The organism is Nocardioides pyridinolyticus (assembly GCF_054653575.1).
Genome location: NZ_BAAIFY010000005.1, coordinates 16,654 through 31,310 on the forward strand (window position 1 = coordinate 16,654; position 14,657 = coordinate 31,310).

Genomic DNA, 14,657 nt, shown 5'->3' on the forward strand with positions numbered 1-14,657 from the left:
CTAGGGGCTCAGCCGGCGAAGCGCCGCCGATACTGCTGGGGGCTCAGACCACGCACGCGCGCGAAGTGGTGGCGGAGCGTGGCCGCGTTGCCGAAGCCCACCTCGTCGGCGATCCAGTCGATCGGGTGGTCGGTGCGCTCGAGCAGCTCCTCGGCCGCCTGGACGCGCTGCTTGGTGACCCAGGCGTGCGGCGTCGTCCCGGTCTCGTCGCGGAAGCGCCGCGCGAACGTGCGGTCGGACATGTGGCTGCGCCGGGCCAGCGCCTCGACGCTGAGGTCCTCGGTGAGGTTCTCGACGACCCACTGGAGCAGCGGCCCGAGCGTCTCGGCGTCGCAGTCGGGCACGGCCCGGGCGATGAACTGGGCCTGGCCGCCGTCGCGGTGCGGCGGCACGACGATCCGGCGGGCGGTGGTCGCGGCGACCCGGGCGCCGAACTGCTGGCGCATCAGGTGCAGCGACGCGTCGATGCCGGCGGCCGAGCCGGCGCCGGTGAGGACCGTGCCGTCCTGGCAGTAGAGGACGTCCGGGCACACCCGGGCCTCGGGGTAGGTCTGGGCGAGCAGGTCGGTGTAGCGCCAGTGGGTCGTGCACTCGCGGCCGTCGAGCAGGCCGGCCGCGCCCAGCTCGAAGACGCCCGAGCAGTGGGCGTAGACGATGGCACCGCGCTCGTACGCCGCCCGCACGGCCTCCAGCACGGCCGGGTCGTGGTCGAGGAAGCTGTGCTTGGGGCTCAGGCAGACCAGGTCGGCGTCGAGGGTGGCGTCGAGGTCGCGGTCGACGTGCAGGTCGTAGTCGGAGCGGCCCTGCACGCGGCCGGGACGGGGGGTGCACACCCGGAAGTCGAAGACCGGATTGTCGTCCTCGGGGTGGTAGGACTCCCCCCACACCTCGACCAGCGAGCCGAGCCCGAAGGGCTCCGCCCCGGCCTGGACGATCACCGCCACGGTCTGCATGGGGACAGCGTGCCCCACGAGTGGCGGAAAATCAACGAACACTGACTTTTCTGCCACTCGTGGCAGGATCCCATCAGGCGCAGGATTACTGCCATGAACGAGCTGCTGATCCTCCTCCTGATCGTGACCGTCACGGCCCTGAGCATCGAGACGCTCCGTCGGGTCCTCCACGACGGCTCCGGGCCGCAGCGCCCGCCCGTCTCCCACGTCGAGGACGCGCGGTTCCTGCCGCCGTCCGTCCGCTGACCGTTGGAGATCCGTCTCCCGAATGCCGACGGCCCGTCCGAACCAGGTTCGGACGGGCCGTCGGATCGTTCAGGCGATCAGCCGGGGATCAGCCGGGCGATCAGTTGCCGCCGGTCAGCTTCTCGCGGAGCGCCTGGAGCGCCTCGTCGGACGCCAGCGAGCCGCCGGTCGAGGCCTCGGCCTCGTCCGCACCACCGCTGGAGTACGAGGTGGCCTCGCCGGCCTCGACCTCGGCCTTGGCGGCCTCGGCCTGCTGCTTGACGTGCGCCTCCCAGCGGGCGTGCGCCTTGGCGTACTGGTCCTCCCAGATCGCGCGCTGCTCGTCGAAGCCCTCGAGCCACTCGCCGGTCTCCGGGTCGAAGCCCTCGGGGTAGACGTAGTTGCCCTGCTCGTCGTAGGTGGCCGTCATGCCGTACAGCGTCGGGTCGAAGTCCTCGACGTCCGCCGCGGTCGCGGTCTCGTTGGCCTGCTTGAGCGACAGCGAGATCCGGCGACGCTCGAGGTCGATGTCGATGATCTTGACCATGACGTCGTCGTTGACCTGGACGACCTGCTCGGGGATCTCGACGTGACGCTCGGCGAGCTCGGAGATGTGCACCAGGCCCTCGATGCCCTCCTCGACGCGGACGAACGCACCGAACGGCACCAGCTTGGTGACCTTGCCCGGGACGATCTGACCGATCTGGTGGGTGCGGGCGAAGTGCTGCCACGGGTCCTCCTGCGTCGCCTTCAGCGACAGGGAGACACGCTCGCGGTCCATGTCCACGTCGAGCACCTCGACGGTGACCTCGTCACCGACGGCGACGACCTCGGACGGGTGGTCGATGTGCTTCCAGGACAGCTCCGAGACGTGGACGAGACCGTCGACGCCGCCGAGGTCCACGAACGCACCGAAGTTGACGATCGAGGAGACGACACCCTTGCGGATCTGGCCCTTCTGGAGCTGGGTCAGGAAGCCGTGGCGCACCTCGGACTGGGTCTGCTCGAGCCACGCGCGACGCGACAGGACGACGTTGTTGCGGTTCTTGTCGAGCTCGATGATCTTCGCCTCGAGCGTCTGGCCGACGTAGGGCTGCAGGTCGCGGACGCGACGCATCTCCACGAGGGAGGCCGGCAGGAAGCCGCGCAGGCCGATGTCCAGGATCAGGCCGCCCTTGACGACCTCGATGACGGTGCCCTCGACGACGCCGTCCTCCTCCTTGACCTGCTCGATGGTGCCCCAGGCGCGCTCGTACTGGGCGCGCTTCTTGGACAGGATCAGGCGGCCTTCCTTGTCCTCCTTCTGGAGGACCAGGGCCTCGACCTTGTCGCCGACCTCGACGACCTCGTTGGGGTCGACGTCGTGCTTGATCGACAGCTCACGCGAGGGGATGACGCCCTCGGTCTTGTAGCCGATGTCGAGCAGGACCTCGTCCCGGTCGACCTTGACGATGGTGCCATCGACGATGTCACCGTCGTTGAAGTACTTGATGGTCGCGTCGATCGCGGCGAGGAAGTCCTCTTCGGATCCGATGTCGTTGACGGCCACCTGGGGGGCGTCGTAATCGGGAAGAGTGGAGATGGTGCTCGTCATAAGGAAGTGTTGTCCTTGGATGGATGGAGTCGTGCGGGCACGACGGAAGTCCTTGGTTCACTACCGATACTCACCCGTTCTGCTGGTGGTGGCGAGATAGCGAGCACGGATCCGCTCTGTCTGGGACCTGGGCAGACCTCCGGCGCAACCTAAAGACTACGCGGGGTCCGCGAGCCGCGTCCAACCGGCGGGCGTTTCCGTCCGGACCGCCCGGGTACCGGGGGCCGCGAGTGGTGCCGAAGCAGGGCACCACGCCGGAGTTTTCCCGAACTCCGTGAGTGTGCTCGAGCCCAGGGCCTCTGTCGAGGTTCGGGCACATGGGGCTCCGGTCAGCACGTCCAGGAGGGCTCCCTCCATGCGATTTCCATCTTCGCTCGCGCTCGGCGCGGGTGTGACCACCTTGTCCCTGGCGCTGTACGGCGCCGCCTCGGTGCCGGCGCAGGGCGCACCGCCCCTGGCCGCCGCCGCGGCACCTCCGACCCAGGTCGCGGCGGGCACGTCGGCCGAGATCCTGCACCTCTCCACGCTCGCGGTCCCCGGTGCCGGCACGCTCGCCGACGCCGCCGTGGGGGTCTCGACCGGCGCCGTCGACGGCACCGGCTCGCCGCGGTCGAAGGCGTCGGCGTCGAACCTGTCGGCGGCGCTCGCCGACCAGGCGCTGCCGGACCTGCTCGCGACCGCGTCGCAGCAGGCGCCGCCCGACCACCTCTCCCCCGCGACCGCCCGCTCGATCGACGGCCAGGTCCCGGGACTCCTGTCGCTGGGCGTCTCGACCGCCTCGGCCCAGGCTCGCTGGGCGGCCGACGACTCCTGCCTGGCACCGGGCGCACCGCTGACGCAGTCCTCGGTCTCGACCGCGGACCTGGCCACCGACGCCGTGCCGGGAGCGGGTGCCCTGCTCACGCTGCCCGGCACGGCGTCCACCAGCCAGGACACCGTGCTCGCCGGCGGCGACGTGCGCCGGGTCGTCACGACCGCGCGCGGCAGTGCCGTCGACCTCGGCCTGCTGGGTGGCCAGCTGCAGGTCTCGGTCGCCGACGCCCCGACGCTCCGTGCGGTGGCCATCGGAACCGACGGCGGCGCCCGGGTCGAGTGGAACGCCCCGCTCGTGCGGGTCACCGCCAACGGCGAGTCGCAGGACCTGCCGGTTGACGGCAGCCCGGTCGAGTTCACCTCGCCGGACAACCCGCTGCTGCACGTCGAGCTCAGCGTCGGCCAGCTGACCGACGTCCGCGAGGCGCCGAACGGCACCCAGGCCTCCGGCTCGGCCTCCGTGCTGCACGTGAACGTCACGCTCGGCACGGGCGCGCTCGGCGCCACCCTGCTCGACACCGACCTGTTCCCGCTCGAGGCGTCCGCGACGGCTCCGGCCGGCGGGGTGTCCTGCGGCGCCGGCACGGGCGACGCCGACGGCGACGGCCTCACCGACGCCGAGGAGACCTCGGGCTCGGCGAACGGCGCGTTCGGCCACCGTCCGACCGACCCGAACGACCCCGACAGCGATGGCGACGGCCTGAGCGACGGCGAGGAGGTCAGCGGGTCGCGCAACGTGTCGTTCGGCACCCAGCCCTCCAACCCGAACGCGGCCGACACCGACGGCGGTGGAGTGCCCGACGGCGAGGAGGTCACGCGTGGCTCCGACCCGAACGACCCGGCCGACGACGCCGGCGGGACCGACGCGGACGACCCGGACGGCGACGGCCTGACCAACGCCGAGGAGGCCGAGGCCGGAACCCTGCCGCTGGTGGCGGACTCCGACGCCGACGGCCTCGACGACGGCGAGGAGGTCAACCAGTACGACACCGACCCGACCAACCCCGACACCGACAACGGCGGCGTCTCCGACGGCGACGAGGTCGACCGCGGCACGGACCCGAACGACCCGGCGGACGACTCCCCCGGTGACAGCGGCGGCGACCCGACCGTGCAGGACCCCGACGGTGACGGGCTCGGGACTCCCGAGGAGCTCGAGGTGGGCTCGAACCCGGTCGTCGCGGACACCGACGGCGACGGGCTCAACGACGGCGACGAGGTGAACCAGTACCAGACCGACCCGAGCGACGCCGACACCGACGGTGACCACCTCACCGACGGGCGGGAGGTCACGGGCACGGCCACCGACCCGAACGACCCCGACTCCGACAACGACGGGTTGAAGGACGGCCGGGAGGTCAAGAGCACCAAGTCCGACCCCAACAAGAAGGACACCGACGGGGACGGGCTCAACGACGGCATGGAGGTCTTCGGGCCGGCGAAGAAGCGCTACCCGCGCTGCGAGACCAGCCCGATCCGCAAGGACAGCGACAAGGACGGGCTCCGCGACGGCCGCGAGGTCAAGCGGATCCACTCCAACCCGTGCAAGTGGGACACCGACCGCGGCGGCGTCAGCGACGGCGCCGAGGTGCGCGCGGGCAGCGACCCGCTCGACCCGTGGTCCTCGCCCAAGCACCCCAACGGCAGCAAGCCGAAGGGCGGCAAGGGCGGCAACGGCGGCCAGGCCGGCCGCACGATGACCGGCTGACGCCCCGGCGGACGCCGTAGCGCAGGAGCGGCCCGGACGGACATCCCGTCCGGGCCGCTCTCGCGACGCCCCAGCTGTCCGGTCGGGGGATAAAGTCCCGCCCGTGGAGAACCATCCCCCGGTGCGGGTCGAGCGCCGGCCGGTGACCGAGGAGGAGTCCCGCCGGGCCAACGGCCCCGACTGGGACCGCTACGCCGACGAGTACCAGGCCACCCACGGTGAGTTCCTCGGCGACATCGGCTTCGTCTGGGGCCCCGAGGGCCTGACCGAGGCTGAGGCGGGCGTCCTCGGGGACCTCGCCGGGAAGGACGTGCTCGAGGTCGGCTCCGGCGCGGGGCAGTGCTCGCGGTGGATCCGCTCGCAGGGCGGTCGCGCCTACGGCCTCGACCTCTCCCACCGCCAGCTCCAGCACTCGCTGCGCATCGACGCCGACTCCGGCGTCGCCGTTCCGTCGGTCCTGGGCACGGCGACCGCCCTGCCGTTCGCCGACGACAGCTTCGACATCGTCTTCTCGTCCTTCGGCGCGCTCCAGTTCGTCAGCGAGCTCGACCTGGCCGTCGCGGAGACCGCCCGGGTGCTGCGCGCCGGCGGCCGCTACGCCTTCTCCATCACCCACCCGACCCGGTGGATGTTCCCCGACGACCCCTCCGAGGCCGGCCTGGTGGCGAGCCAGTCCTACTGGGACCGCACGCCGTACGTCGAGGTGGACGACGCCACCGGCGTCGTGTCGTACGTCGAGCACCACCGCACGCTCGGCGACTGGGTCGCCGTGCTGGCCGGCCACGGGTTCGTCATCACCGACCTGCTCGAGCCAGAGTGGCCCGCGGACCACGACCGCGTCTGGGGCGGCTGGTCCGGGACGCGGGGACAGTTCACCCCCGGGACCGCGATCTTCGGGGCGAGGCTCGGCTGAGCCGCCGGCAGACGCACAGCGGGAGGCATCCCGTGGACGCCTCCCGCTCTGTCGTGCAGTGGATCAGACGATGCGACGACGCAAGGCGAACACCCCGGCGCCGGCCCCGAGCAGGGCCAGGCCGAGCAGTCCCCGCGTCACGTTGCGGCCGCTCTCGCCGTCGTCGCCCTGGAGGATGAAGCTGTAGGCGGTCAGCCCGATCGCGTCCTCCGGAGCACCGAGGGCCATGTCCTCCGCCTGCGCTCGTTCGGCACCGGCGTTCATGACCGCAACCATCTCGCCGTAGCTCTGGGTGGTGTCCTGACCCGCGGCGACCAGCTTCTTCGTGCCCTCGTCCGACAGGCGCTGCGCCCCGTCGACCAACTGGGGCGCGCCCTGGGCCGCCTGACCAAGGCCGTCGGCGAGGCGCTGAGAACCGTCTGCCGCCGTACCCAGACCGTCGGCGAGCTCGTCGGCGCCGTCAGCGATCTGACCGGAGCCGTCCTCGGCGTCACCAGCACCGGCTGCCAGCTTGCTGGCGCCCTCGTCGAGCTGGCCGAGGCCGGAGGACAGGGTTCCCGCACCTGCGGCCAGGTCTGCACCACCAGCCTGCAGCTTCGACACACCTGCGACGAGCTTGGCGACCCCGTCAGTGAGCTCTTTGCCACCGTCAGCCAGGGCGGCCGCGGCGCAACGCAACGTCTTCTCCGGGTCGCAGCCCGGCGTGGGCTCACCGATGTTCTCGAGCAAGGTGTCGCTGATCTGCTGCGCGATGCCGTCGACGAGCATCGGGATGCCGTACAGGCGAAGGAAGTCCGCGGCTTCCTTGATCCCGCAACCCGACGGGGCCGTCGAGCACGTCACCGGGTCCACACCGGTCGAGAGCCCCGCCCGGATCTGGTCCAGGCCCGCGCCAGGCGCCGTGATGCCGGCACGGATACCGCTGGCCACGTCCTGGACCTTGGTCCGGAGCTCTGTCAACGAGGCGGTCTGCGCAGCGACGACCCCGTTCGCGGTAGCGGTCACCGTTCCCCTGCACACCGGACCACAGTCCGGCACCTGACCGATGTTCAGGATGTTCTGCCGGAGAGTCGCGACGGAGCCGCCCTCGGCGAGCGCCTGGCTCAATGCGCCAGCGATGAAGTCCAGGGCATTGGCAGCACCGCAACGAGTCGGGTCCTTCGCCTCGCAGCCAGCCAGGGTCGAGCCTGGATTGTTCAGGCCGAGCTGGAGCTTGTTCAGTCCGCCCAGCAGTGTCTTCGTGGCCGGCGAGTCGTTCCGGCTCCCGATGCCCGCCGCCATCCCGCTCAGGGCTCCCAGCAGTCGGTTGTACTCAGGGTTCGCCTTGATCTGAGTCCGGAGGTCCTGCGGGAGCTGATCGACTCCGGAGTAGAGCGCGGCGAGTCCCGCGGCGAGCTTCCGCTGGCCCTCCGCGAGCCGACCGGCTCCGTCACTGAGGTCCCCGACACCCCCGTCGAGCTCGGTGACGCCGCCGCTCAGTCGCTCGGCACCGTCGGCGAGTCTGGTGCCGCCGCGGCGGGCGGCGTCGGTGCCGTCCGCGAGCTGGTTCGCGCCGCTTGCGAGCTCGCCGAGGCCGGCGTCGAGCCGTCCGGCACCGTCCGCGAGCTTGCGTGCACCGGGGGCGGCGTCGTTCGAGAGACCGTCGCTCAGCTGGATCGCACCGTCATTGAGCTGGATGAGGCCGGCGAGCAGCTCCGCCGCTCCATCGCGGAGCTTCAGCAGGTTGCTGTCGATCTCCGTGGCACCGGAGGCCAGCGCGGCACCGGTGTCGGCGCCGCCCTGGTAACTCGCGGCAGCCGACTTGAAGGTCGGGCTCTCCAGCGGGTTGACCGGAAGGACGGTCACGTCCGTGCGCGGGACGACGCCGTCCGCGATGTCCGCGGTGTACCCGAAGACCGCGGTGGTGGAGCCGATCGGCGGGAAGAGCGTCATCGTGAAGGACAGCTTGGTCCCGCCCTTGCCATCACCGGCCAGGTTTGCCTGCCCGGACCGCACGTTGCTGAAGCTCGAGGGCGGGTTCGTGGTCAGCGAGCCGACCAGCGGGATCGGCACCTCGACGGTCTTGGTCACGGTCCCGCCCTGGCCGTCGGCGAACGTGACCTTCTGTGGAGCCGAGGTGACGTTCTCGACGGTGTAGATGACCTCGAGCTCCCCGTCGGCGCCGACCACGTCGCCCGGCTCGACGGTCTTGCCGTCGAGCTTGTACTCGACCTGGATGTCCAGCGGCAGCTCGCCCTCGAAGTCGCTGACGGAGCGGTAGGTGTCCTTGCCGTCGACCTCGGTGGAGATGACCTGCTCGCCGTCGGCGATGTCGAAGCCGGAGAAGCCGTCGAGGTTGCGCAGGCTCTCGGGCGAGACCGGGTTCGTCAGGTCCACCTTGCCCTTGCCCATGAGCGTCAGCTGCTCGTAGACCCGTTGGGTGTCGACTTCGCCGGTCGCGGACATGTAGATCTGCACCGTCTCGGTGTTGATCACGTCGACGTCGTCGGCGGAGGCGGGGCCTGCGGCGACGGCCGTCAGGGCGGCCGTCGCACCGAGCGTCGCCGCGATGCGCAGTCGTCGCTTCACAGAGGGGTTCACCGAGCGGTCTCCATCATCTCGTCGAGGTTGTTCGTGGGTGCGTCGTCGTCGCCGGTGCGGGTCCGCAGAGCATTCCCCGGCGAGGGTGCCTGCACCGGAGCGACGACGGCCGCGGCAAGGAAGCCGACGGCCACGTTGAAGAGCAGGGTCGTCGCCGTGCTGATCGACGTCGACGGCAGCTCCGGCGGGGCGGCGGCGTAGGTGAATTCGTAGGCGCCCGCCACGGCCGCAGCGCCCAGCAGGACGCTCCACAGCGGAAGCCTGTCCAGCGTGGCGGCAGTCACGGCAACGCAGAGCAGGACGACGAGACCCACGGCAACGGCACGACCACTCGCGGTGTCGGGCATGAGCGACGCGCGGAAGACGTACCCCAGCCATCCGACGACGAAGCCCGCCGTGAAGCCCGCGACACGCAGCAGCGGGCTGCGGTCGGGGACCAGCGCGACCACGGCGCCCAGTGCAGCGCCCAGGAGCGCCACCGATTCGAGTTCGAGATCGAACGCCGAGCTGACCACCACGACGAGAACCGCCGCCACCGCCAGCACCACGCCCGCTGCGAGTGTTCTGCGCATGCGAACGCCATCCCTCCAGCATGTCGGGCCGGGGCCCGACTGAGGGCCGCCGTCCTGCTTGCCCCTCCCAACGGTGCAAGATCTTCGCCGGACAATACGTTACTTTTCGGTACGCCAGTGGTTTTTCGCACGACACGCGAGGATCCACAGCGCGACCGCCGCTGGAGAGCGGCATGACGGCCGGCCCGTGCGTGCCAGACTTCGGCGGTGGCCCCACGTATGCCTCGACTGACGCAACTGCTCGACGGTGGTGGGTCCATCGCCCTCGCGATGGCGGTCATGAGCATCGCGACCTACGGCTTCACGATGATCGCCGCGCGGCTGCTCGGGCCCCAGGCGTACGGCGCCTTCGCGAGCCTGATGGCGACGCTGCTGGTCATCACCGTGCTCCAGCTCGGCCTCCAGGCCACGGCGGCGCGGCGGATCGCGGCCGAGCCGGGCCACGTCGGGCAGATCGAGCGGACCATCCTCGGCGTCACCTACCGCGCGGCGTTCGCGCTGGGCGTCCTGCTCGTCGTGCTGGCACCGGTCGTGAACCTGATCCTCCGGCTCGACAGCCTGCCCACCGCCCTCCTGCTGGCCTTCGTGTCGGTCCCGTTCACGGTGATGGGCGGCCAGGCCGGCATCCTGCAGGGCGAGCGCCGCTGGAAGGCGCTGTCGGTGCTCTACGTGCTCAGCGGCGTCCCGCGGCTGGTGATCGGCACGCTGCTGATCGTCTGGCACCCGAGCTCGTCGGTCGCGCTGCTCGGCACCGGCATCGGCGCCTGCGCACCGGTGATCGCCGGCTGGTGGTTCCTGCGCCGCCCGCGCGACCCCGGTCTCTCCAGCGAGGAGCACGGCTTCCGCCGGGTGATCAAGGAGTCGTTCCACAACTCCCAGGTGCTGCTGGCGTTCTTCGCGCTGTCCAACGCCGACATCGTGATCGCCCGCAACGTGCTCGACGAGCACGACGCCGGCCTGTACGCCGGTGGCCTCATCCTCACCAAGGCGGTGCTGTTCCTGCCGCAGTTCGTCGTGGTCGTCGCGTTCCCGTCGATGTCCACGATCGAGGAGCGGCGCCGCGCCCTCACCGCGAGCCTGTCGCTGATCGCCGTGCTCGGCGCCGCCGTCACCGCCGGCGCGCTCGTGCTCCCGGACCTCGCGCTGGTCTTCGTCGGCGGCGAGCAGTTCGCGGAGATCGGCGACCACCTCTGGATCTTCGCGATCCTCGGCACGGTTCTCTCGATGCTCCAGTTGCTCGTCTACTCCGTGCTGGCCCGCCGCGGGCAGCGCTCGGTCTACTTCGTCTGGGCGGCGTTCGCGACCCTCGTCGTGCTCGGCCTCACCACCGCCACGCTGCGCGGCCTGCTGACGGTGGTGATCAGCGTCGACACGGTGCTGCTGGCCGCGCTGCTGGCGATCAGCCTGTACGTGATCCGGCCGGTGCGGGCCGAGGAGCGGGTCTAGTCGCAGCGGACCGGCGTCAGTGCGCGGCGTCGTGCCAGCTGCGGCCGAAGCCGACCGAGACGTCGAGCGGCACCGCGAGGTCGGCGGCGTTGCCCATGTGCTCACGCACCAGGGCCTCCAGCGCCTCCTGCTCCCCCGTCGCGACCTCGAACACGAGCTCGTCGTGGACCTGGAGCAGCATCCGCGACCTCAGCCCGGCGGCGGCGATCTCGCGATCGACGTTGAGCATCGCGATCTTGATGATGTCCGCGGCCGAGCCCTGGATCGGGGCGTTGAGCGCCATCCGCTCGGCCATCTCGCGACGCTGCCGGTTGTCGCTGGTCAGGTCGGGGAGGTAGCGGCGGCGACCCATGATGGTCTCGGTGAAGCCGGTCTTGCGGGCCTCCTCGACGACGCCGCCGAGGTAGTCGCGGATGCCGCCGAAGGTCTGGAAGTACTCGTCCATCAGCCCGCGCGCCTCGGCGGGCTCGATGCCGAGCTGCTGGCTCAGGCCGAACGCGGACAGGCCGTAGGCGAGGCCGTAGTTCATCGCCTTGATCTTGGCCCGCATCTCGACGGTGACGTCGTCGGCGGGGACGTCGAAGACCCGCGCGGCGGTGATCGAGTGGAAGTCGCGGCCGGACCGGAACGCCTCGATGAGCAGGTCGTCCTCGGACAGGTGCGCCATGATCCGCATCTCGATCTGGCTGTAGTCGGCGGTCATCAAGGACTCGAAGCCCTCGCCCGCCACGGTCTGTCCGACCACGAAGGCCTCGCGGATGCGGCGGCCCTCCTCGGTGCGGATCGGGATGTTCTGGAGGTTCGGGTCGGTGCTCGAGAGCCGGCCGGTCGCCGCGATCGTCTGGTTGAACGTCGTGTGGATGCGGCCGTCACCGGCGACCGTCTTGAGCAGCCCCTCGATGGTCTGCCGCAGCCGGATCACGTCGCGGTGGCGCAGCAGGTGCAGGAGGAACGGATGCTCGGTCTTGGCGTAGAGCGCCTGGAGCGCGTCGGCGTCGGTCGTGTAGCCGGTCTTGGTGCGCTTGGTCTTCGGCATGTCGAGCTCGTCGAAGAGCACCACCTGGAGCTGCTTGGGCGAGCCGAGGTTGATCTCCTTGCCGATCACCGCGTACGCCTCCTCGGCGGCGTTGCGCACCTCGGTCGCGAAGTGCCCCTCCAGGGCCTCGAGGTGGTCGGTGTCGACCGCGATGCCGGTCTGCTCCATCCGGGCCAGCAGGTCGACCAGCGGCAGCTCGATGTCGTTGAGCAGGCGGGTGCCGCCGCGCTCCTCGAGCTCCTCGTCCAGCGCGGCGGCCAGGTCGAGGACGGCCCGCGCGTGCAGCATCTCCACCTCGCCGGCGTTCTCGTCGTCGAGGCCGTCGAGGCTGAGCTGGCCGTCGTCGCCGCCGCCCTGCTTGAGCTCGCGCTTGAGGTAGCGGACGGTGAGGTCGGCCAGGTCGTAGGAGCGCTGGTCCGGCCGCGCGAGGTACGCCGACAGCGCGGTGTCGCGGTCGAGGCCGGTCAGCGGCAGGTCCCAGGCGGCGAGCGCCAGCAGCGGCCCCTTCGCGTCGTGCAGCACCTTGGGCTGCTTCGGGTCGGCCAGCCAGGCGGCGAGGGCCTCCTGGTCGGCCGGGTCGAGCTGGTCGGCGGCGATCCAGGCGGCGGTGCCGTCGGTCGTGGCCAGCGCCAGGCTGGTGACGTCGCCGGTGCCCGCGCCCCAGCGCCCGACCACGTGGACGCCGACGCGTTCGCCCGCGCCGGCGTTCTGCTCGAGCCACCCGGCGAGCTGACCGCCGCTGAGCACGGTCATCGCGACGTCGAACCCCGAGTCGTCGATGTCCTCCTCGCTCGAGAGCGTCTCGAAGAGCCGGTCGCGCAACACGCGGAACTCCAGGCCGTCGAAGAGCGTGTGGACCTCCTGCCGGTCCCACGGCCGCAGCGCCAGGTCGGCGGGGCCGAGGTCGAGGGGCAGGTCGCGGACGAGCGCGTTGAGCTGGCGGTTGCGGATCACGTCGCCGAGGTGCTCGCGCAGCGCCTCGCCCTTCTTGCCGGTGATCTCGTCGGCGCGGGTGATGACGTTGTCGAGGCCGTCGTACTGGTTGATCCACTTCGCGGCGAAGCCCTGCCCCACCCCGGGCACGCCCGGGAGGTTGTCGGAGGTCTCCCCCACGATCGCCGCCAGCTCGGGGTAGCGGGCCGGCGGGACGCCGTACTTCTCCTCGACGGCGGCCGGGGTCATCCGGGCCAGGTCGGAGACGCCGCGCATCGGGTAGAGCACGGTGGCGCGGTCGGTCACCAGCTGGAGCGAGTCGCGGTCGCCGGTGAGGATCAGCACCTCCATGTCCTCGTCCTCGAGCGCCTGGGTGACGAGGGTGGCGATGATGTCGTCGGCCTCGTAGCCGTCCTTCTTCAGGAACGGGATGTTGAGCGCGCCGAGCACCTCCTCGATCAGCGGCAGCTGGCTGCTGAACTCCGTGGGCGTCTTGTTGCGCTTCGCCTTGTACTCGGAGTACTGCTCGAGCCGGAACGTCTGGCGCGACACGTCGAAGGCCACGCCCACGTGCGTCGGCTGCTCGTCACGCAGCACGTTGATGAGCATCGAGGTGAACCCGTAGACCGCGTTGGTGTGCTGCCCGGTCGTCGTCGAGAAGTTCTCGACCGGGAGCGCGAAGAACGCGCGGTAGGCGAGGGAGTGTCCGTCGAGCAGGAGGAGGCGAGCCACCCTCCGACTCTAGTAGTCGGCGCCGACAGGCAGGATGGCCCCATGAGCTCCACCGACCGATCCGAGATCTCGATCGACGACTACCTCTCCTCCGTGCCCGAGGGCATGGGCGCGCTGAACGAGAAGCTCGGGATCCAGCTCACCGAGATCTCCGCGGACCGGGTCGTCGGCACCATGCCGGTCGCGGGCAACACCCAGCCCTACGGTCTCCTCCACGGCGGCGCCTCGGTGGTGCTCGCCGAGACCCTCGGCTCGGTCGGCTCCGCGGTCCACGCCCACCCCGACAAGCTGTCGGTCGGCATCGAGATCAACGCGACCCACCACCGGTCCGCGACGTCGGGCACCGTCACCGGCACGGCGACCGCCGTCCACCTCGGCCGCACCACGGCGACCTACGAGGTCGTGATCACCGACGAGCGCGGCAAGCGGGTCTGCACCAGCCGCATCACCTGCGCGCTGATGCCGCGGGAGCGGTACGCCGGCTAGCCCTCCGCGGAGGCGCGGGAGCGGCGCAGCGAGCGCCGCGCCGCGAGCACCTGGGTGAGCTGCCGGCCGCCGGTCGACTGGACCGGGCGGCGGTGCGAGGTGAGCCGGGAGCGCACCGCGTGGGTCGTGGCGACGCGGAGCACGGCGTACGGCCCGAGCGCGATCCGCGCCATGAACCGGTTGGCGTCGCGGGAGCCGGCGGCGGCGACGGCGGCGACGTGCCCGATGCCGAGCTCCTCGGCCCACGAGACCGCGACCTCCATCAGCGCGCTGCCGACGCCGTGGCGCTGGAACCGCGGCAGCACGTGCGGCGCGAGCGCGCGCACGATCGGCTCGCTGTTCAACGGGGTCACCGTCGTGGCCTCGAGGTGGACGGCGCCGGCGAACTCGCCGTCGTACTCCGCCACCACGATCCGCTCAGTGGTCGACTCCTCGACGCGGGCGATCACCGCCTCGAGGTCGGCGGCCTGGTCCTCGGGGGCCGACCGGCGCAGGACGTCGGTCCACAGCTCCGCCAGCTGCGGAGCGTCCTTCTGCTCAGCAGCGCGCAGCGACACCAGCGAACGGGTCATGGGGTCCAGGCCTTCCAAGTCTTGCGTGTCGTGCCACGCATCCCGTCCCCCGAACGCGGCACCAAAGAAGGAGACTACGCTCAGGCCCGCTGAT

The 14,657-nt window shown here is 71.1% G+C and carries 11 protein-coding genes; 5 read left to right on the forward strand and 6 right to left on the reverse strand.

Annotation, left to right across the window (positions count from 1 at the left end; genetic code table 11):
* Window positions 1-8: 8 nt before the first annotated feature.
* Window positions 9-953, reverse strand: coding sequence for a GlxA family transcriptional regulator (locus ACYQ0U_RS05980; protein ID WP_459970496.1), 945 nt, complete (start codon window positions 951-953; stop codon window positions 9-11).
* Window positions 954-1,046: 93 nt separating this feature from the next.
* Between ACYQ0U_RS05980 and ACYQ0U_RS05985 the strand changes: the two genes are divergently transcribed.
* Entirely contained in the window at window positions 1,047-1,199 is a 153-nt protein-coding gene (locus ACYQ0U_RS05985) for a hypothetical protein (RefSeq protein WP_459970499.1), read from the forward strand.
* A gap of 100 nt (window positions 1,200-1,299) precedes the next feature.
* Here ACYQ0U_RS05985 and rpsA read toward each other — a convergent pair whose 3' ends face one another.
* Window positions 1,300-2,772, reverse strand: coding sequence for a 30S ribosomal protein S1 (gene rpsA / locus ACYQ0U_RS05990; RefSeq protein WP_459970501.1), 1,473 nt, complete (start codon window positions 2,770-2,772; stop codon window positions 1,300-1,302).
* A gap of 355 nt (window positions 2,773-3,127) precedes the next feature.
* Here rpsA and ACYQ0U_RS05995 point away from each other — a divergent pair, with 355 nt between their 5' ends.
* Window positions 3,128-5,293 carry a hypothetical protein gene (locus ACYQ0U_RS05995; RefSeq protein WP_459970503.1) on the forward strand — a complete coding sequence of 722 codons (2,166 nt, stop codon included), beginning with the start codon at window positions 3,128-3,130 and terminating at the stop codon, window positions 5,291-5,293.
* Between the two features lie 103 nt (window positions 5,294-5,396).
* Window positions 5,397-6,206 carry a class I SAM-dependent methyltransferase gene (locus ACYQ0U_RS06000; protein WP_459970505.1) on the forward strand — a complete coding sequence of 270 codons (810 nt, stop codon included), beginning with the start codon at window positions 5,397-5,399 and terminating at the stop codon, window positions 6,204-6,206.
* 63 nt (window positions 6,207-6,269) lie between these two features.
* On the opposite strand, the gene ACYQ0U_RS06005 is transcribed toward ACYQ0U_RS06000, so the two are convergent.
* Window positions 6,270-8,786 (reverse strand): hypothetical protein, encoded by a 2,517-nt coding sequence (locus tag ACYQ0U_RS06005; RefSeq protein ID WP_459970507.1) that lies wholly within the window; start codon window positions 8,784-8,786, stop codon window positions 6,270-6,272.
* Window positions 8,783-9,334 (reverse strand): hypothetical protein, encoded by a 552-nt coding sequence (locus ACYQ0U_RS06010; RefSeq protein WP_459970508.1) that lies wholly within the window; start codon window positions 9,332-9,334, stop codon window positions 8,783-8,785. Before ACYQ0U_RS06010 ends, ACYQ0U_RS06005 begins: the two co-directional genes overlap by 4 nt.
* Before the next feature lie 231 nt (window positions 9,335-9,565).
* Here ACYQ0U_RS06010 and ACYQ0U_RS06015 point away from each other — a divergent pair, with 231 nt between their 5' ends.
* On the forward strand, window positions 9,566-10,804 hold the full coding sequence (locus ACYQ0U_RS06015; protein ID WP_459970510.1) for a lipopolysaccharide biosynthesis protein: 1,239 nt from the start codon (window positions 9,566-9,568) through the stop codon (window positions 10,802-10,804).
* 16 nt (window positions 10,805-10,820) lie between these two features.
* Here ACYQ0U_RS06015 and polA read toward each other — a convergent pair whose 3' ends face one another.
* Window positions 10,821-13,505, reverse strand: a complete 2,685-nt coding sequence (gene polA / locus ACYQ0U_RS06020) for a DNA polymerase I (protein WP_459970513.1) — start codon at window positions 13,503-13,505, stop codon at window positions 10,821-10,823.
* Between the two features lie 42 nt (window positions 13,506-13,547).
* Between polA and ACYQ0U_RS06025 the strand changes: the two genes are divergently transcribed.
* Entirely contained in the window at window positions 13,548-13,991 is a 444-nt protein-coding gene (locus ACYQ0U_RS06025) for a PaaI family thioesterase (protein ID WP_459970516.1), read from the forward strand.
* Here ACYQ0U_RS06025 and ACYQ0U_RS06030 read toward each other — a convergent pair.
* Window positions 13,988-14,563 (reverse strand): GNAT family N-acetyltransferase, encoded by a 576-nt coding sequence (locus ACYQ0U_RS06030; protein ID WP_459970518.1) that lies wholly within the window; start codon window positions 14,561-14,563, stop codon window positions 13,988-13,990. The two genes, ACYQ0U_RS06025 and ACYQ0U_RS06030, sit on opposite strands and share 4 nt — an antisense overlap.
* Between the last annotated feature and the right edge of the window lie 94 nt (window positions 14,564-14,657).